Below are 19415 nucleotides of genomic sequence, written 5' to 3'. Positions count from 1 at the left end.
TTTCAAATTCTAACACGAATTCGGGATATAGTACTGTAATTTTTTCTAAATGATGTATTGTTTAATCATTACTTGCATGGCTGAATACTAAAAAGCGGATGTAATCATTTTTGTAACAGGAAAAATTAATTCTACGTTCCACACCGAGCACCGCATCATATCTCAAAAATTATACTTTCTTCATTGATCTTTTTTACCACACTTTCTGTGCGTTCCCTATGGGTATCCGTAATGAAAATTTGTCCAAAATTCTCCTGATTCACGAGTTCAATAAGTTGAGCAACACGGTGGTCATCCAGTTTGTCAAAAATATCATCTAAAAGAAGAATGGGAGTCTTTCCTGTTAATTCTTTTACAAGGCTCATTTGAGCAAGTTTCAATGAAATAAGAAAGGATTTTTGCTGACCTTGAGATCCTATTTTTTTAATTAAAACAGCATCCATTTCAAAAAGGAGGTCATCTTTATGAATCCCTTTTGAAGTGTAGGTTAACATTCGGTCTCTTTCCAGGCTTTCTTTTAATAAATTTTCAAAAGAGTTTTCCAGTAAATGAGATTCGTAGATCACGGAAACCATTTCTTTTCCCCCGGAAATAATATGGTAAAAGTTCTGTATGATGGGATTTAGCTGAGAAACGAATTCCTGTCTTTTTTCAAATATTTTAGTCCCGAATTTAGTGATCGGATCATCATAAATTTCTAAAGCGTCTTTATCAAAAACCCTGTTTTTAGCAAAATATTTTAATAAAGCATTTCTTTGCTGAACAATTTTTTGATATTGCATAAGATCAAAAAGGTATCCGGAATCGGTTTGACAGATCATGGAGTCCAAAAATTTTCTCCGGCTTTCCCCGGAATCGGAAATCAGGTTGGAATCATAAGGAGAGATCATTACACTGGGTAAATATCCAATGTGATCAGACATCCTGTCATAGCTTTTATCATTCTTTTTAATGATCTTTTTAGCTTCCTTCGGTTGAGATATTTTCAGAGTATCTTCACTTTCATCATTTTGAATCTCAGCGTCGATCGTAAAAAAGTCTTCTTCCTTTTTGATGTTATTAAGATCTGTATTTCCTAAAAAACTTTTTCCTACAGACAAGTAATGCAATGCATCTAAAATATTGGTTTTTCCTACACCATTATTCCCTACAAAGCAGTTGATCTGAGGCGAAAATTCAAATTTTTTCTCAGCATGGTTTTTAAAATTGTACAGAGAAAGTTTCTTAATAATCATTTGTCAAAAATACTTCATTATTCCTAAAAATAAAAAAGGAAGTGCAGAGCAAGTTTCCACCCCAAAAGAAAAATAAGCGTCATCTCTCTTGTTTTCAGAAAAATAGATAAGAATATAGGTGGCAATACTTGTTAAAAAAAAAGAAAACGAATAAGGATAATCCAGATAGAAACTGGAAATGATGGTACTTATAAATACCAGTAGATAGGCGATGTATTTTGTATTCTGAATACCAATTAATTTTGGAAAGGTTTGTACTGTATCACTTTGCATATCCCTGATATCAAAAGGAAGTACTAAAGCTGTGATAAAAAAGAAGCTGATTAGAAAAATGGGTAGGCTGAACTCTTGTAAAGTAAGCCAACAGTTAATAAGAGCCCATACCAATCCTACATAAAAAACCTTTAACAAAGGAATTTTTCTAATATAAACCTCCAGGAAAATGCTGTTATATAATAATCCTAAAACAACAATAATAAACCATTTAAGTAATCTTATTTCGTTATGATTATGAATGATCAGAAAGGCACAAATTACTCCTGCTATACCATTTAATATTAATATTTTAAAGAAATATTTAGTGTATTGATACTTCGTATAAAGATAACCACTGAAATAGGTGATGAAAATTAAAAAAAAGGAAGGGAAACGGAATGTGTTTTGCTCTCTCATGAAAAATACTGCGAAAAGAGTTCCCATTAAGGAGACATAAATTTGACTGTCTATGCCATATTTTTTCAGTACTTTTAAGAAATTCATTTATCAAAAATAACATTTATGAAAAGATTTTCCAAGGTTTTTATGCTTTTGCTTTTAATGCTGAATTGTTCAGCTGTTTTTGCACAGAAATACTACGATGATCAGTGGAAAAAAATTGCCGACAACAGCCAGAAAGGAGCTTATAAATCAAATCTTCCCATTGTTTTAGACATACAAAAACAAGCTATGAAAGAAAATAATACGCTGCAGTTGATCAGTTCCCTCAAAGCAGAGTTCAGTATTGTAAATCAGACAACAGACGATGATCAGAATAATTCTGCTTCAAAATTCTTTAGTAAACTACAGGAAACCCAAAAGCAACTGAAAGGCAATGAGAAAATGGTCTATGATGTACTTCTGAGTGGTTTCTTTTTAGATTATTATAGCCAGCATTCCTGGGAGATCAATGGCAGAACGAATGTGAATTCACAAGATATTTCACAAATAGAGACATGGAGCAAGCTTGACTTTAAAAATTATCTCAGTAAAAACTTCAAAGATCTCGACCAGCAGAAGCAGGAAATGAAGAAGATAACACTGGAGAAATATAAGGCTGCTTTTTCCAATACTAATGATATCCTCTATTTTCCGACTTTATGGGATTGGTATTCTTTAAGAAAAATCACTTTCTTATCTGATAATGGCCTTTTCACAAAAAATGAAATTAGTGAAAACAGAGTTCAGATTAATACTATTTATGATGAATTAATTGCGCAGAATACAGGAAATGCAAAGCTTTATTTTATGCATCAGAAACTTTCTGAAAACTGTAATTCAAATCAATGTAAAGATAAATTAACCCAACTTCAGAATCTTTTAAAATCAGGTCCGGAAGGAGATTATAAAGTTTTGATTATGGAGGATATTATGAATGAATATCTTGCGAAAAAACAATCAAAAGAAGCATTAGCTATTGCTGATCAGGCCAAAAGCCAATATCCCAAATCTTTATTTCTGGAAAACATAAAAAACAAAGAAAATCAGATTACCAATCCGAATCTTAATATTAAATATGAACAACAGACTCAGGCTAATCTTCCGATTCATTTAGTCACGGAATATAAAAATGTTTCTGAGTTTTCATTGAATATCTATGAGGTAAAAGATAATTTCACTTCATTAATGAAATACATTAATAGCTCCTATGGAAATACATTTGGAGAATTGAAAAAAAATCTTGTAAGAAAAGAAACCTATCAGCTTTCTGATCCCAAGGATTATCAGCTTCATAAAACTTCTTTAGAAATCCAGCCACTTCCTTCCGGTGTTTATGTTGCAGAATATTCTGTTGCAGGCTCCGATTCTAAAGATCTTGATGTCAATCAGAATTTTTACTTCTTAGTTTCTAATAATAAAGTGATCTATCAAAATAAAACAGATAGAAACCAACTTTCAAACGAACTAAAACTGGTAAACAGTGAAAATGGCAAACCGGTTACTAACGAAAATCTTACTTTCTATGAGTTTGTAGCCAATAAAACTTTAAATAAAATAGAAGGAAAAACCAGTGATAAAGGTGTTTTCAAATTTCCTTCAACAACGGATAAAGACTATTACAGAACATTTTTAATTCAGCAGCCAAAGACGAAAGATTATCAGATCATGCAGGTGTATGGTAATGACGGCTACTCTGATGACTATAATCCTAATAAACAAAACCGTACTAAGGCTCAGATCTTTACTGACAGAGCGATTTACAGACCGGGACAGACGGTATATTTTAAAGTAATCAATACCAGAATTGATAAAGAAATAGAGGCAATAGCATCTGGATTAAAACAAAAAATAACATTACAGGATACCAATGGCCAGGAAGTTTCCGTACAGAATTTCAGGACCAATGAATTTGGATCTTATCATGGAAGTTTTATTTTACCAAAAGGAAAACTGAATGGTGCATTCTATCTGATTACTGATGGTGATACCCAGGGATATAAAGATATCCGAGTGGAGGAGTATAAGAGACCAAAATTCGAAGTTACTTTTGATCCTGTAAAAGAAGAATATAAATATGGTCAGACCATAGAGTTAAAAGGAAAAGCAGCGATGTTTTCAGGTGTTGCGCTAAGTAACACAACGGTAAGTTACGAAATCAAAAAACATAATATCCGTTGGAGATATTTTTGGTGGTATCCACAAGGTGATGATAATGAAAACTCTATTCTGGGCGAGGCAAAAACTAATGAAAAAGGAGAATTTGTTATTCGTTTAGATCTTAAAAAAGATGAAAAGCTGGAAGGTATACAGATCGATAACTACGAGATCAATGCTTCTGCAACGGATATTAATGGAGAGACACAGACAGCCAATACACAATTAAAAGTAGCTTCAGTTTCTCATTATATTAAAGCAGAAGAGATCAAGAATACTTTTGCTGATGAGAATGTAAAAGTAAAAGTAGAAACAAAAAATTACAACGAACAGAACCTTAAAAAATCATATCAGGTTAAATTATCCAAATTAGAAACACCTGACAGGATTTTCAGAAGTAATTTCGAAAAGGAAGTTCAGAACTTACCTAAATTCAGTAAAGATGAATTCATCAAAAAATTCCCACATGATCTATATGATAAGAATGATGAAGTAAAGAACTGGAAAGTTGGAAAAGTTATTTTCAATAAAATTCAGGAACCTTCTGCTGATAATACGCAATTAATATCCAATCTTGATTTAGGAAAACTGGAAACGGGAGACTATCAATTGGAACTGTATAATATGGAAGGAAAGGACACGATAAAATCTGTACAGAATTTCAGTGTTTGGGATAAAGGTTCTTTAAAACCCAATCAGAAAACATTCCTGAAGGTTCTGGAGCCTAAAGCTGAAGTAGCAAGAGGTGAAAAAGCAAAAATCTATGTGTATTCAGCAGTTCCTGATGCTTTGGTGAATGTGTTTGTTCAAAACGGATCTGGAAATACAGTTTCTGAAAGTTATAAACTAAAGAACGGAATTTTAGAATATTCAGTAGATGTTCCTAAGGATAAAAGTGTAGCCACATTAAATATCCAGTTTCAGGTTGTGGCATTTAATGATATACAGACTGAATCTGTTAATTTAAAAATAAAAAATTCTGAACAGCCGTTGAAGATTGAAACGGTTACGTTTAGAGATAAACTGGAGCCCAACTCTAAGGAAAAATGGACCGTAAAAGTTTCAGGAAACGAGAAAGAGAAGATCAATGCTGAGGTATTGGCGAATATGTATGATATGTCTTTGGATCAGTTTGCTGTTAATAGCTTTAACTGGCAGAATATTTATACACCATATAGCATTATCACTTCTTATGATATCAGACAGAATCTTCAGCAAAAATATTATCAAAAAAGATTGAAATATTTTAATGGTAAGTATGTTGAGGTACCGGCTTTTGATTGGTTTGATAACTCACTTTATTATGGAGGGGCACTTCAGGAGCTAGAAGGAAAGGTAGCTGGTGTAACAGTGCGCCAAGCAGTAACAGAAGCAGCTTATTCTGTCGCTTTACCAGCACCAACTACAAGAATGAAGGCTAATAATGCTCGTAAAAGTGTAGGTTTTGATGCTGCTAAACAAGCAGACGGTGATGGTGTAATTGACAAAGATGATTCAATAGGAGCAGAATCTTTAGAAAAAGTTCCGGTTCGTCAAAACCTTAATGAAACAGCATTTTTCTATCCTGACCTGAAAACGGATGCAGAAGGAAATGTAAACTTTGAATTTACCTCTCCGGAAGCTTTAACAAAATGGAAGCTGATGTTCCTGGCGCATACAAAAGATGCCAGAGCTGCAACCTTAGAGAAAGAAGTGGTTACACAGAAAGAATTCTCAGTAACACCTAACTATCCGAGATTTTTAAGAGAAGGGGATGAGCTGAATCTGCAATCGAAACTGTCTAATTTAACCGCTAAGAAATTAAGTGGCTCTGCAAATTTACAAATCCTGGATGCCTTTACCAATGAAGATATCTCTTCAAAATTCGGATTGAATTCAAGCACTCAGAATTTTGATTTAAATGAAAGTGGAAATTCAGTAGTAACATGGAAAGTAAAAGTCCCGAATAATGTTTCATCCATCATTTTAAAAGTAGTAGCAAAAGCGGGTGCTTATTCTGATGGAGAACAGCAAGCGATTGCTATTTTACCAAATAGAATGCTGGTAACAGATGCCGTTCCTGTTTTTGTAAAAGAGGGTGAAACGAAGACTTTTGTTTTGGATAACCTTAAAAACGCAACATCAACAAGTATTGCCAATGTTTCAAATACTTTGGAATTGACGACGAATCCTATCTGGGAAATTATGTTTGCTCTTCCAAGTTTGAAAAATGATCAGAACAGTTCAGCTGATGTGATCTTCAATAAATGGTTTGCAGATGTATTGGCTTCTGAGATCTTTAAGGCAAATCCAAAAATGAAAACGATCTTTGAAGAGTACCAAAGCAAAGGATTATTGAATTCTAATCTTGAAAAGAATCAGGAATTAAAGCAACTGTTATTGGAAGAAACCCCTTGGGTACTGGAAAGTAAAAACGAACAGGAGCAGATGCAGAAACTGGCATTATTATTTGATGCCAATACGATGAAGAATTCAATCAACCAGGATTGGGATGATTTCAAAAAATTACAAAATCCGGATGGAGGTTTCTCCTGGTACGCAGGTTATCCTAGTTCTTATAGCGTTTCATTGTATATCCTTAAAAACTTAGGAAAGATCAATGTTTGGTTAAAAGATAATGTAAAAGATTACCAAAGCTCAACACAAAATGAAATGGTTGCTCAATTGGTACAGTATGTAGATAATGAAATCAATAAATATGCTGATACGAAAGAAAATGTGTGGAATAACTGGACTATTGATTATTTGGATACCAGAAATTATTGGGAAAAACAATATCCTTTAAAAGGAAAAGGAGCAACATTAAAAACATTGGTAAAACAAAAAGCTAAAACAGCAAAAATTACAGACTTCACATTCTTTGGACTTCACCGTGCCGCGTTGCTGTTAAGCGATTACGGAATGAAAGATACTTCAGATAAGTTGATGACGTATTTGAAAGAAACTTCTACAGATACTAAAACACAGGGAGTATATTGGAAACAAAACCTTAATGATTGGGGTTGGTTCAGTTCAAAAGTAGTGAATCATGCCGGAGCTTTAGAAGCCTTTAATAAATTGAAACCGAACGATCAGAAATTCATTGAAGATATGAAGATCTGGTTGGTGACTCAGAAAGAAGTCAATTCATGGGGTAGTTCCAGAGGAACTTCAGAGGTGATTTTTACCATTCTTAATTCTGGAAAATCATGGACTGGTGCGGAAAGTGATAAAGCAACAATCGTTTGGGGTGGAAAAGAACTTGCACCACAAACACAGGCAACAGGATATGTAAAATCAACGGTGAAAACAGATATTGTAGATAAGAACTTAGGTACAGTTACCATCACAAAACCTGGCCCTGGAATTGTTCAGGGAGGATTGTTCTGGCAGTATTACGAAGATTTAGATAAAATAAAATCATCAGAAAACTATATCTCCATTACCAAAGAGCTTTATAAAAAAGTAAAAACGGTAAATGGTGAAGAATTGCAGAAAATCTCTGCTGAAACTCCATTAAAAGTGGGAGATAAAGTAACAGTAAGAATGATTCTGAATACAGACCGTGCCATGGAATTTATTCATATTAAAGATATGCGTGCTGCAGGATTTGAACCTGTAGATGTATTGTCAGGATACCAATGGAAAAATAGTTTGGGTTATTATCAGGCTACCAAGGATGCTTCTACTAATTTCTATATTCAATATATGCCAAAAGGAAAATATGTATTTGAATATGATTTTGTAGCCAATGCATCTGGAAAGTTCTCCAATGGAATTACAACCATGCAGAATTATTATGCTCCGCAGATGAATGCCCATACGAAAGGTAGCAATATTCAGATTTTGGAATGATTTTTGGCTAATAGGGAATAGTAAAATAAAAAAGAAAACAAATGAAATTTTCAAAAGTAGTAATTACTGGATTGGTAATGATGGTAGGAGTAAATACTTTCGCACAGAAGAAAGCAGAAAAATTTGAAAAATTAGAGATCGAAATGTTCCCTAAAGCAAAAGACGGATATAAGCAGGTTTATATTCAGCTTCCTGTTGCAAAAAATGAGCAGGATTTAAAGGTTGAATATTTTGTGGGGACTGAAAAGATGTTGGATTGTAATAACTATTTCTTAATGGGCAGTGTGAAATCTCAGGATCTGCAGGGATGGGGTTACAATTATTATGAAGTAGAATCCAATGGTGAGGCAGCAGGAACTTTAATGGGTTGTATGAATAAAAAAGCGACTAAGAAGTTTATTTATATCCAACCAGAAATTGTAAGATATAACAGTAAATTACCTTTGGTATTTTATGTGCCTAAAGATCTCGAAGTACGTTACAGAATTTTACGTCCGGATGCTGCAATGAAGAAAGCGGTTCAGAAGTAATTCATTCTATATTATTATAAAAACTCCTCACATTGTAGAGGAGTTTTTTTGTTTGAATACGTTTAAAAATGTGATCAAACCTGACTAATCCTTTTGCGGCGAAAATTATTTTACAACTAAACCATATTTAAACGATTCTCTGTGAAATGCTGATAACCGACCATTTGTATTGAACATTCTTTAAATTCACTAAATCGGGATTGTTATTTGTAAAATCGAAGCTTTTTTGCATTATATTTGTTGTAAACATGAACCATGAAAAACAATTTATTGATTTTTACCCTTGGTTTTTTTATACTTCCAGCTTTTGGTTGGGCACAGTCTGCGCCGGACTTTAAAGAACTTTTAGACAGTGCAATGGTTCGGGATTCCGATCTTAAGATGCAGGTTACCCAAAACAAACTTACCGATCTTGATGAGCATAAATTGAAAGATATCTTTCTTCCGACTTTGGAATTAAGCGGACAGGTAGGTTACGTGAATGCAACGGCACGTCTAACATCTCCAGAAATTAATCTTCAGCCATTTATACAGATTCCGGAAGGAAGGTATAATAACAATCTGAATATTTCAGGTTTCTCAGGTATCGCAAAAGCTGATGCTAAAATGCTTGTTTATTCAGGAGGTAAAGTAAAATATCTTAAAAAGGCAATTGAAGAAAAGAAAGTATCAGAAAATATTCTTCTTGAGAAAACGAGAGATGAGGTGGTGGCAAGTATTTCTAAGGCATATGATCAGCTGGCTTTAATTCATCAGTCTAAAAATGTTTTGGATGAAAGTAAAAAGAGACTTGATATCAATCGGAAAACAGCAGATAAAGCATTAGGATATGGCTTAATTACCCCTTATGATCATAAGAAGATAGAGCTTGCTCAGGCAACATTAGATGCTAAGATCGTAGAGTATGAAGGGAAAAAAGAGTTGTTGCTGACCCAACTTTATATATTAACGGGAATCAATAAAGAGCGTCTTCGTTTGATAGATCCTGTTTTATCACCGGTTGATATGCTTACCCATGAAAAAGGAATTGAGCAGAGAGCAGAGATCCGTGCCCTGGAGCATGGAATTGTAGCTGCTGACTACAAGATCAAAGCAGAAAGAACATGGATGATTCCAAAGGTTCAGTTGATGGCGTCAGCTTATTATATCGGCTTATATGGAAGCCGGATTAAAACTTCTGAAAATGTAATTCCCGCAATTCCTGCTATTGGTTATGAAGGCGCAAAATTGGACTGGAGACCTACCAATATCAATATATTGCCATTGTTTACCGCAGGGGTAGGGTTTAAATGGGAGATATTTGACGGTAGAGAAGGGAAGCATGCTGAGGAAACAGCCAAAATTGGAAAAGAAGTTTTACAAAATCAGAAAGAAGATGCTTTAAAGAAGCTGACCTTGAATTTAGCAAATAATCAAACCAATTATGATATTGCAACAGCACAGATCGCATTGAAAAGCAAAGAAAAAGAATTAGCAAAAAACGCTTTGGTACAGGCTGAAAAAGAATTCAGATATGGAATGAGCAAGTCATCACAGCTGATAGAAGCTGAAAGTGATCTTGAAGTGGTAGAACTGGAATATCAGAATGCTATTTTTAACCAGCGAAGGGCAGGAATAGAATTGATGCGTTCTACCCAGGAATTGGATATTACCAAGCTTTATTAACCCTCTAAAATTAAAATGATGCAAAAAAATATCTCTATACTATTTAGTTTTCTGGTTTTATTGGGAAGTTGTACTCAAAAAAAAGAAAATCTTAATGATTCTGAAGGGAAGACCAAAAAGGATGTCGTCTCATTTGCTCCAAAGGTAACCGGAAGAATTCTAAAAATATATGTAACGGAAGGTCAGACGGTAAAAAAAGGTGATACCCTTGCTTTATTAGATGTTCCGGAAGTTTCAGCAAAAATTGCCCAGGCACAAGGTGCTGTAAATGCAGCTACAGCTCAAGAGCAAATGGCTAAAAATGGAGCTACGGCTGATCAGTTGAGACAGTTGGAAGCAAAATATAAAGGATTAAAAGAGCAATATGATTTTGCTCAAAAATCCTTCAAAAGGGCTTCCAATATGTATAGGGACAGCTTAATGTCACCACAAGCGTATGATGAGGTCTATGCTAAAGTTCAGGGAGCAAAGGCACAATATGATGCTGTAGTCGCTGAATTGGATGATGTAAAAAGAGGAACGCGTTTCGAAAAAGTAGATATGGCAGCAGGACAGGCTTCACAGGCAAAAGGAGCTTTACAGGAAGCTAATGTAGCATATTCTGAACGGTATGTTATTGCCACAAATGATATGGAAATAGAAACCATCAGTCTGAATGCCGGAGAACTAGCTACAGCAGGTTTTGCATTGTTTAACGGTTATATTCCGGAGAGTACTTATTTCAGATTTACTATTCCTGAAAGTGAAATATCAAAATACAAAAAAGGACAGACTGTAGGAATGCAGGTCGTTTACAATAAAGAAAATGTAGAAGGAACAATTTTGTATATCAAACAGCTGACGAGGTATGCGGATATTACCACTGCCTATCCGGACTATCAACTGCAGGATGCGATTTATGAAATTAAAGTAAAGCCAAAGGATATGAATAAAGCTAAAAATATCCTGGTTAATGCTAATGTTATCCTGAAATAGAAACAAACTGATGAAAGAATTTTTCCGTCTTTTAAAGCGTGAGTTTAAAATGTTTATTAAAAACTCAACCCTGAGAACCGTATTCTTTCTGGCTCCACTATTCTATGCCACGTTGTTAGGGTTCGTGTATAAAAGCGGAAAGGTAGAACATACACCGGTGATTGTGATTGACAGGGATAATACCCCTTTATCCAATCAGCTGGTGGAAATGCTGCAGGATAATAAAGGCATCAGAGTACTTAAATATATTCAGGAACCGCTAAGTATAAAAGATGAGGTGATCAGATATGAAGCTGCAGCAGTAGTGATCATTCCATCAAAATTCGAAGCCGGAATGCTTCAGAAGAAGTATCCCGAAGTAAATGTCTATATCAATACGGGAAATGTGCTGACGGCTAATTTTGCTACAAAAGCACTTCAGCTTACCATCGGAACTTTCTCAGCAGGAGCTTCTATGAAAGCACTTCAAAAAGCGGGAATGCCTGCAACACGTGCTGCTACCCAATTTGAGCCTTTTAAAACAAATTATATTACGCTCTTTAATACAACCAGTAACTACCTTATTTTCATGTGGCCGGCTATGTTGGCTGTAGTTCTGCAACAGGTAATTCTATTGGCAATGGCTGTAAGTTTTGCTGCAGAATTTCAGGGTGGCTCTTTTGTTAAAGAATATTATGGAATGAGAAAATGGGCATTCCCAACCATGCTGATCAAAGTAATTCCTGTCTGGATCTTTTCCATTCTTATCGTGGGAATGTACTATTTCATGCACATGATCTTCAAAGTCCCCATGCCACAGGGAATTTTTAACTTCATTGTGCTTACAGCTGTTTTTGTTGGATCAGCATCTTTTCTGGGTGTTTTTATCAGCATTTTAATTCCGGATGCCCTGAAAGCAACTCAGATTTTAATGGTTATTGCTTCTCCTGCGTTTATTATCAGTGGGTTTACCTGGCCGTTGAATGCGATGCCTGCATTCGTACAATTCATTGCGAATATTATTCCTTTAACGCCTTTCTTACAGGCTTTCAAAATTTTATTGATACAAAAAGGTTCAGTAGAACTTACTTTTCCATATCTGAGACATTTAGGTATTCTTTTAGTTATTTATGCTTTTATCGGGTGGATCGCTCTTAAGATCAAACTATGGCTGATATTCAGATATGTAAAACCTGAGAATCCGAAGGAAGAAGATCCTTTCGATGAAATAGGATAATTTCGAACAAACAAAGCCCGCATCCCGAAGCTCCTGCCTCAAATCTCTCCCGTGTTTTTACGGTTTTTAAAAAAGGATATAAATTCATCAGAAAAAACTAATATCTTTGTTTTTAGAACAATTAAAGAGATAATGGAAAACGTATTTGAAGCACAAGTTGCTCAGAATTATATCAATAGAATAAATAATCTTATTGAAGATACCCACGGTATTTGGGGGAAAATGATGGTGGATCAGATGTTGGCTCACTGTTGCGTTTCTTATGAAATGGTGTATGAACCTGAAAAGCATAAAAAGCCGGGAACTATCGCAAAATTCATATTGAAAAATTTTGTAAAACCTAAAGTGGTTAGCGAAAAGGCCTATCCCAGAGATTCCCCTACAGCACCACAATTTATGGTCGTTGGAAGAAGAGATTTTGAAGAAGAAAAAAAGAGATTAATAGGATTTATTCAAAAGACACAACAATTGGGAGCAGAAGCTTTCGATGGAAAGGAGTCTTTCTCTTTTGGTAAACTAAAATCCCACGAGTGGAGTAATATGTTTGCAAAACACTTAAACCACCATTTATCTCAATTTGGAGTGTAACTCTAAACAGAAGAACTAATAAAACTATTTCCCGCACTAGTTTAAGTTCAACCTTATCATTGATATTGCCAAGGTAATATTTACATAAACCACAAACAAAATGAAAAAACTTTTATTACTCCTTATTCTCATTTCCAATTTTGTCTTTGCTCAGATGCCTAATATTTCTAATGTTTGGCTTAATAACAGCAAAGCCTATACAGGAACCATTGGAAATGATAAACAAGTTATGAAACTTAAGATCAATATTTCTGAACAGGATAAAAAAAATGATCAGGAATATTTTGTTTCCGGGTATTCTCTCGTGGATAAGACCTACACAAAATATGAAGGTAAACTGAAAATCACTAAATATAAAGATACCAAGAAGAAAGGAAGTGTGTACGGTGAATATGAATTAGCAGAAGAAAACAAAGGAAAGCATTCCGGTCTTTTTAAAGGTAAATTTATCTATACTTTTAAGTGGAATAAAACCAATGAGAAGATCGAAGGACAATATATTGAGTTTATAGGTGACTGGAAAAGTTATGATGGAACCTTAGACTTCAAAACCAGTTTGACAAATCAATAGTATGTATTGAGGCTTTCTTTGTTTAGCATTAAATTATTTTTTAAATAAATAGAATATGAAATTAGGCGTATTTTCAATTAGCTTAAGTGTAAAAGACCTTCAGAAGTCTAAAGATTTTTATGAAAAATTAGGTTTCAGTTCTATGGGTGGAAATATGGAACAGAATTACCTGATCATGAAAAACGGAAGTACTTTGATTGGGCTATTTCAGGCTATGTTTGATGGAAATATGCTTACTTTCAATCCCGGATGGGATGAGAATGCCCAGAATCTTGAGTCTTTTGATGATGTACGGGATATTCAGAAGCATTTGAAAGCAAACAATATCCAATTGGATAAAGATGCTGATGAAACAACTTCAGGTCCGGAACATATCTTTCTTAAAGACCCGGATGGTAATATGATTTTAATTGATCAGCATAGATAGAAAAGGATATGAAAATTTTAAAATGGATCATGCTTGTATTGGCTGCAATACTTATTTTGTGGTTGGTTGCGGCAGCTTTAATTTCAGGTGATTTTAAATATGAAAAATCAATTACCATAAATGCACCGGTTGAAAAAGTATGGCAGAATACCAATACTCTGAAAGCAATGGATCAATGGAGTCCATGGAACAGACTGGATCAGGGAATGAAAAAAGACTGGACGGGAATAATGGGGAAACCTGGTGAAAAAATGTGTTGGAGCAGCAAAAACAAAAAAGCAGGTGAAGGTTGTCAGGAAATAAAAAAAATAGATGTTGCTAATAAAAGAATAGATACTTCAATTAAGTTTATGACGCCTTATGAAAGTGAAGCCGATACTTATGTTAAAGTAATTGCTGAGGGAAAGGGTAGCAAAGTAACGTGGGGGTTCACTTCTCAGATTCCATTTCCTTTTACCATCATGAAATTATTTATGAATGTAGATGGTTCCATAGGAAAAGATTATGAGAAAGGGCTTTCGATGTTAAAAGAAATTTCAGAAAAACCTTAAACGTACACAATTAAACTAACTAAACTTTAAAAAATATTTATGGCAACAGTAAACGTTTATTTAACATTCAATGGAAACTGTAGGGAAGCATTTGATTTTTACAAATCTGTTTTTGGTGGAGAATATCCTTATATCGGAACTTTTGGGGAAATGCCTCCAATGGAAGGAAAGGAAACTCCTGAGGAAGACAAAGATAAAATTATGCACGTTTCTCTTCCGATTTCTAAAGAAACAATATTAATGGGAAGTGATACAGGTAAAGACTGGGCTTCTCAATTAATCCCTGGAAATAATATTTCAATTTCTATTAATACGGAATCAAAAGAGGAAGCAACAAAATTGTTCAACGGACTTTCTGATGGTGGGCAGGTAACAATGGCGCTGGCAGATACTTTCTGGGGAGCCTATTTTGGAATGTTTACAGATAAATTCGGGATCAACTGGATGGTGAACTATGATGATCCTGCAAAGACACAGGCTCATCCTTAATATTCATATTTTAGATACGAAATATAGTTAAAAATAACCGACGGGATATCCCGCCGGTTTTCATTTTATTATACATTTGCATTCCATTTTTTTTTAAATTTGAAAAAGAGGGTTCAGTTTTGAAAATTCAATTAATCTGGAATTCTTATTTTAAACAACACAATTAAACAAATGATGAAATTTACAATCGATGAAATCAAAGCCGAGTACCGGAAAGTAAAAAATGAGCTTAATAAGAAAGAAATTCTGACAGGGCAGATAACTTTCCATAGATTTTATTAACTTACAAAAAACACATACAAAATGATTTTAAAAATACTAACCATTGCATTGATTCTTATTGCAGTGTACATGGGTTTTAAACAAGGTTTAGCAATGGTTTCAGGAAAGCCGGAAATGTTGCAAATGCTTGGAAAATTAGGAATGAATAATACTGCAATTATGATTTTAGGGGCAATTACCCTAATGAGTGCAGTAATGATACTAATTCCACAGACCTTTGTTTGGGGGAATTTTTTGATGGCCGGAACAATATTATTAATCATGTGTCTAGAATTATTTCATGGAGATATCAAGGGCGCATTAATAGAACTTCCCTTCATTGCTTTGAATCTTGTTATTATTTACTTAAATTATCCATTTAAATTTTCATGAAAAAGATCCCTTATCTGCTGATCATATTTTCAATGTGTTCAGCGTGTGCTCAGAAAAATGATGATAAAAAATTAATTCAAACCCAACAAAACGTAAAAAGTAATATGGATACAACAAAACTAAATGAAACGGTAAAGAAAGCTTTTGAAGCATGGCAGAGTGGTGATGCAGAAGCTTTTACTTCTTTCTTCACTACAGATTCAAAATTATATGATGATGGAAACCCAAGAGATTTTAAGAAATTTGTGAAAGATGCCTGTGGTCATGAAAAATTTACATCCATCGATAAGATTGAAAATGATGGTAAAGCTATTTACGGACAGTTTCACACAGAAAGCTGGGGTGATTTTAAAACCTTTTTTAAGTTTAATTTAAATAATGAGGGGAAGTTTGACACCCTGGAAATTGGTCAGGCAAATTAATAAAGAATAAACGCAGAAGATCAGTATGGAGATTGTAAGGTCATTGGCTTTGGTTATTTTTATTTTAGCAACCACATTTTCGTTTGCTCAGAAAAATAACCTGGGAGCTTGGTATATGTATTTTGGAAACAATAAAATTAATAAGAAATGGAATTGGCATAATGAAATTCAGTATCGTAATTTCGATGCAGTTGGAGATCTGGAACAGCTGTTAGTCCGTACAGGGATTGGCTATGATCTTTCAGAAAACAATAATAATGTTTTACTGGGATATGGCTTTATTTTAAGTCAGCCTTATGTAAATGGAGAGAAGAAAGAAAATATTGAACACCGGATTTTCCAACAGTTTATCACGAAACAGCAGTTTGGAAGGATCTATCTTCAACATCGTTATCGTTTGGAAGAACGTTTTCTGGAAGATGATTTCAGAATGAGATTCCGGTATTTTCTGGGCCTTAATATTCCGATCAATAACAAAGAAATGCTGCCAAAGACCTTTTATGCTTCCGTTTATAATGAAGTTTTCCTACACTTCAACAGTCCGGTATTTGATCGGAATAGGGTATATGGAGCTTTAGGATATGTGATTAATAAAAATTTGAGAATTGAAGCCGGTTATATGAATCAGCTCCAGGAAAATAAAAACAGAGGCCAGATTCAGATTGGATTTTATAACAATATTCCATTTAACAAAAAATAAAACAATAAAAAACACTTATGCATTCAGGAAAAAGATTTGGAGCACTCGAATTTGCAATATGGACAAGAAGGAGTATTTATGTTCTGGCCATTTTAGCAGCTATTCCTACAACGTTATATTATTGCGGTTGGAAATTTGTTTCATTCCCATGGCAGCCCATTGCAATTATGGGAACTGCAGTGGCGTTTATAGTAGGTTTTAAAAATAATGCCAGTTATAGCAGGCTTTGGGAAGCAAGACAGATCTATGGTTCAATCATTAACAATAGCCGAAGTTTTGGATATATTTTAAGAGATTCTCTTTCAGAAAAAGATCCCGCTAAAGTAAAAGAAATGTTCTTACGTCATTATGCATGGTTAACGGCACTTCGCTTTCAGCTTAGAGAACCCAGAGCATGGGAGAATATGAATACGGTACAATTTGATGAGTATTCAAAAAAGTATGATATTCCTGAAAGACTTTCCAAACTTGATGATGAATTGAGAAATTATCTTTCTGATGATGAACTTCAGTATATCCTGAGCAAAAAAAACAGAGCGACACAATTAACAGCGATGCAAAGCAGAGAGTTAACGGAAGCCTATGCCAATGGAAAAATTAATGATTTCCAATGGACGCAGATCAATCAGCAATTGATAAAGTTTACAGATGATCAGGGAAAAGCGGAAAGAATTAAAAATTTCCCTTATCCACGGAATTTTTCTTCTATCACTACCTATCTTTTATTATTGTTCATTGTTTTTGTTCCTTTTGGATTGTTGAAAGAATTCGATAAACTGGGTGAGGGGACTTTATTGGAAGGTTTTACCATATGGTTTAATATTCCATTCTCATTATTGGTGACCTGGTGTTTCCATACCCTAGATAGTGTAGGAGAAGCTTCTGTAAACCCTTTTGAAGGAAGCCCGAATGATGTTCCCATTACACAGATCAGTCGGACAATAGAGATTGATATGAGAGATATGCTGGATGAGTCTGATCTTCCGTCAGCAATTACGCCTAAGAACAATATTGTCCTTTAGAATACACATATGATGCAAAAAATTTATTTAGATTCCAATATAATATTAACATTAATAAATCATAAATAAATGATTCACAATTACGTCATAATATCAATCGCAGTTTTGTTGTCTGTGATGATATTAGTAATGATCGGGCAAAAACTGAAAGTAGCCTATCCAATTTTCCTTGTAATAGCAGGGTTACTGATAAGCTTTATTCCAGGAATGCCTCACATTGAAATAGAACCGGATTTGGTTTTCCTTATTTTTCTGCCACCTATTTTATTTGAAGCAGCCTGGTTTACCTCCTGGCAGGATTTTCATAAATGGCGGAAGCAGATCTTCTCGATGGCTTTTGGACTGGTATTTCTCACCTCAATAGTGGTGGCATATCTTTCATCATCTATTATTCCTGGACTTACTGTAGCAATGGGATTTTTATTAGGGGGTGTGAATTCTCCACCTGATGCAGTTGCTGCAACCTCAGTTTTAAGAAATATGAAAATTCCCAAGAAGATCACCAGTATTCTGGAAGGAGAAAGTTTGATTAATGATGCATCGAGTTTAATTGTCTTTAAATTTGCTTTAGCGGCTGTGATCTCAGGACAGTTTATTTTCAGAGATGCTGTTCAGGATTTCTTTATTATGGCTATTGGTGGGATTGCTATTGGAATTGCCGTAGGTTTTCTGTTTGGAGCCTTACTTCGTATTATACCTTCCAATTCTAATATTGATACTATTATTACGCTTATTGTTCCTTACATTATGTATGTGGGAGCAGAACATTTTCATTTTTCGGGAGTGTTATCAGTAGTTGCAGGTGGATTACTGATGTCATATAATTCACATTGTTATTTAAGCCATACCTCAAGAATTCAGTCGGGAAATGTGTGGAGTGTTTTGATCTTTTTGATGAATACGATCATTTTTATTTTAATAGGCCTTGAACTGCCTATTGTTATTGCTGCCATGAAAGAGTATACTATTTCGGAGGGTATTTTTTATAGTATAGTAATTGGTGGTGCCATTATTCTGACAAGAATTGCATATAGTTATGCCTTAATGTATTTCCCGAGACTTTGTTCAAAAGAACTCAGATTAAAAGTTCCAAAGCCAGACTGGCGGGAGCCTTTTATCATTAGTTTTGCGGCAATGAGAGGAGTGGTATCGTTGGCTGCGGCATTATCTATACCTGCATTTTTACCCAATGGAGATGCCTTTCCACATCGTAATATTATTTTATTCGTAACTTTTGTTATTATTTTAATTACTTTGGTGGGGCAGGGATTATTGTTGTCTCCTATTTTAAAATTATTAAAAATAAGTGATGCCGGAAGTGAAATACCTGAAGAAAAACAGGAAGTCATTTTAATGAGAAAGCTAAAAGAAACAGCTTTGCATAAATTAGATACTGATTTCTCAGAATTAGCAGAAAAAAATAGCCTGGTACGTCATCAAAAACATAAATTGGAAAATGAAATGATGATGATGGCAGATAAAGCCCAGTGTATGGCTTCTACCGGAGACTATGTTTCAGCAATGAACGAGAATAAAGATGTTTTGAGACAGGTGATCCAGGCACAGAGAAATGAGCTTCATCGTATGAAACGGGAGAAGATATTTGATGATCACGTGATGCGGACGATCGAAATGCAGCTTGATTTTGATGAAGCTAAAATTACAGGATTTACCCACGGATAAATT

General features: G+C 34.5%; 17 protein-coding genes. 15 read left to right on the top strand and 2 right to left on the bottom strand.

Annotated features, from left to right (window positions below; all coding sequences use genetic code 11):
- Positions 1 to 155: 155 nt before the first annotated feature.
- Together recF and J7E44_RS16795 are read right to left on the bottom strand one after the other, a co-directional pair.
- Entirely contained in the window at positions 156 to 1235 is a 1080-nt protein-coding gene (gene recF / locus J7E44_RS16800) for a DNA replication/repair protein RecF (protein WP_214831566.1), read from the bottom strand.
- Positions 1236 to 1238: 3 nt separating this feature from the next.
- Entirely contained in the window at positions 1239 to 1994 is a 756-nt protein-coding gene (locus J7E44_RS16795) for a UbiA prenyltransferase family protein (RefSeq protein ID WP_214831565.1), read from the bottom strand.
- 18 nt (positions 1995 to 2012) lie between these two features.
- On the opposite strand from J7E44_RS16795, the gene J7E44_RS16790 reads away from it, so the two are divergent.
- The 15 genes from J7E44_RS16790 (at position 2013) to J7E44_RS16720 (ending at position 19412) form a co-directional block, all read left to right on the top strand.
- The gene (locus tag J7E44_RS16790) at positions 2013 to 7919 is read left to right on the top strand and encodes an alpha-2-macroglobulin family protein (RefSeq protein ID WP_214831564.1); all 5907 of its coding nucleotides are present in this window, start codon (positions 2013 to 2015) and stop codon (positions 7917 to 7919) included.
- A gap of 41 nt (positions 7920 to 7960) precedes the next feature.
- Positions 7961 to 8449 carry an ecotin family protein gene (locus J7E44_RS16785; RefSeq protein WP_214831563.1) on the top strand — a complete coding sequence of 163 codons (489 nt, stop codon included), beginning with the start codon at positions 7961 to 7963 and terminating at the stop codon, positions 8447 to 8449.
- A 255-nt stretch (positions 8450 to 8704) separates the two neighbouring features.
- Entirely contained in the window at positions 8705 to 10114 is a 1410-nt protein-coding gene (locus J7E44_RS16780; protein ID WP_214831562.1) for a TolC family protein, read from the top strand.
- Between the two features lie 18 nt (positions 10115 to 10132).
- Positions 10133 to 11089, top strand: a complete 957-nt coding sequence (locus tag J7E44_RS16775) for an HlyD family secretion protein (protein ID WP_214831561.1) — start codon at positions 10133 to 10135, stop codon at positions 11087 to 11089.
- A 10-nt stretch (positions 11090 to 11099) separates the two neighbouring features.
- Positions 11100 to 12305 carry an ABC transporter permease gene (locus J7E44_RS16770; RefSeq protein WP_214831560.1) on the top strand — a complete coding sequence of 402 codons (1206 nt, stop codon included), beginning with the start codon at positions 11100 to 11102 and terminating at the stop codon, positions 12303 to 12305.
- A 132-nt stretch (positions 12306 to 12437) separates the two neighbouring features.
- On the top strand, positions 12438 to 12893 hold the full coding sequence (locus J7E44_RS16765) for a DUF1569 domain-containing protein (protein WP_214831559.1): 456 nt from the start codon (positions 12438 to 12440) through the stop codon (positions 12891 to 12893).
- A gap of 100 nt (positions 12894 to 12993) precedes the next feature.
- On the top strand, positions 12994 to 13464 hold the full coding sequence (locus J7E44_RS16760; protein ID WP_214831558.1) for a hypothetical protein: 471 nt from the start codon (positions 12994 to 12996) through the stop codon (positions 13462 to 13464).
- Positions 13465 to 13519: 55 nt separating this feature from the next.
- Positions 13520 to 13891, top strand: coding sequence for a VOC family protein (locus J7E44_RS16755; RefSeq protein ID WP_214831557.1), 372 nt, complete (start codon positions 13520 to 13522; stop codon positions 13889 to 13891).
- Positions 13892 to 13899: 8 nt separating this feature from the next.
- Positions 13900 to 14442: an SRPBCC family protein gene (locus J7E44_RS16750; protein ID WP_214831556.1), complete on the top strand. Its 543-nt coding sequence runs from the start codon at positions 13900 to 13902 to the stop codon at positions 14440 to 14442.
- 39 nt (positions 14443 to 14481) lie between these two features.
- Positions 14482 to 14931: a VOC family protein gene (locus J7E44_RS16745; protein WP_214831555.1), complete on the top strand. Its 450-nt coding sequence runs from the start codon at positions 14482 to 14484 to the stop codon at positions 14929 to 14931.
- Between the two features lie 303 nt (positions 14932 to 15234).
- Complete coding sequence (locus J7E44_RS16740) at positions 15235 to 15585, top strand: DoxX family protein (RefSeq protein WP_214831554.1); 351 nt, start codon at positions 15235 to 15237, stop codon at positions 15583 to 15585.
- A complete protein-coding gene (locus J7E44_RS16735; protein ID WP_214831553.1) occupies positions 15582 to 16007 on the top strand; it encodes a nuclear transport factor 2-like protein in 426 nt (141 codons plus the stop codon). Before J7E44_RS16740 ends, J7E44_RS16735 begins: the two co-directional genes overlap by 4 nt.
- A gap of 25 nt (positions 16008 to 16032) precedes the next feature.
- On the top strand, positions 16033 to 16707 hold the full coding sequence (locus tag J7E44_RS16730) for a DUF2490 domain-containing protein (RefSeq protein ID WP_214831552.1): 675 nt from the start codon (positions 16033 to 16035) through the stop codon (positions 16705 to 16707).
- A 17-nt stretch (positions 16708 to 16724) separates the two neighbouring features.
- Positions 16725 to 17729, top strand: a complete 1005-nt coding sequence (locus J7E44_RS16725) for a bestrophin family protein (protein ID WP_214831551.1) — start codon at positions 16725 to 16727, stop codon at positions 17727 to 17729.
- A 69-nt stretch (positions 17730 to 17798) separates the two neighbouring features.
- Entirely contained in the window at positions 17799 to 19412 is a 1614-nt protein-coding gene (locus J7E44_RS16720) for a Na+/H+ antiporter (RefSeq protein ID WP_214831550.1), read from the top strand.
- The last annotated feature ends 3 nt before the right edge of the window (positions 19413 to 19415 follow it).

This window comes from Chryseobacterium sp. ISL-6 (assembly GCF_018613715.1).
GTDB lineage: Bacteria > Bacteroidota > Bacteroidia > Flavobacteriales > Weeksellaceae > Chryseobacterium > Chryseobacterium paludis.
This window is presented reverse-complemented; position numbering and strand designations above follow the sequence as displayed.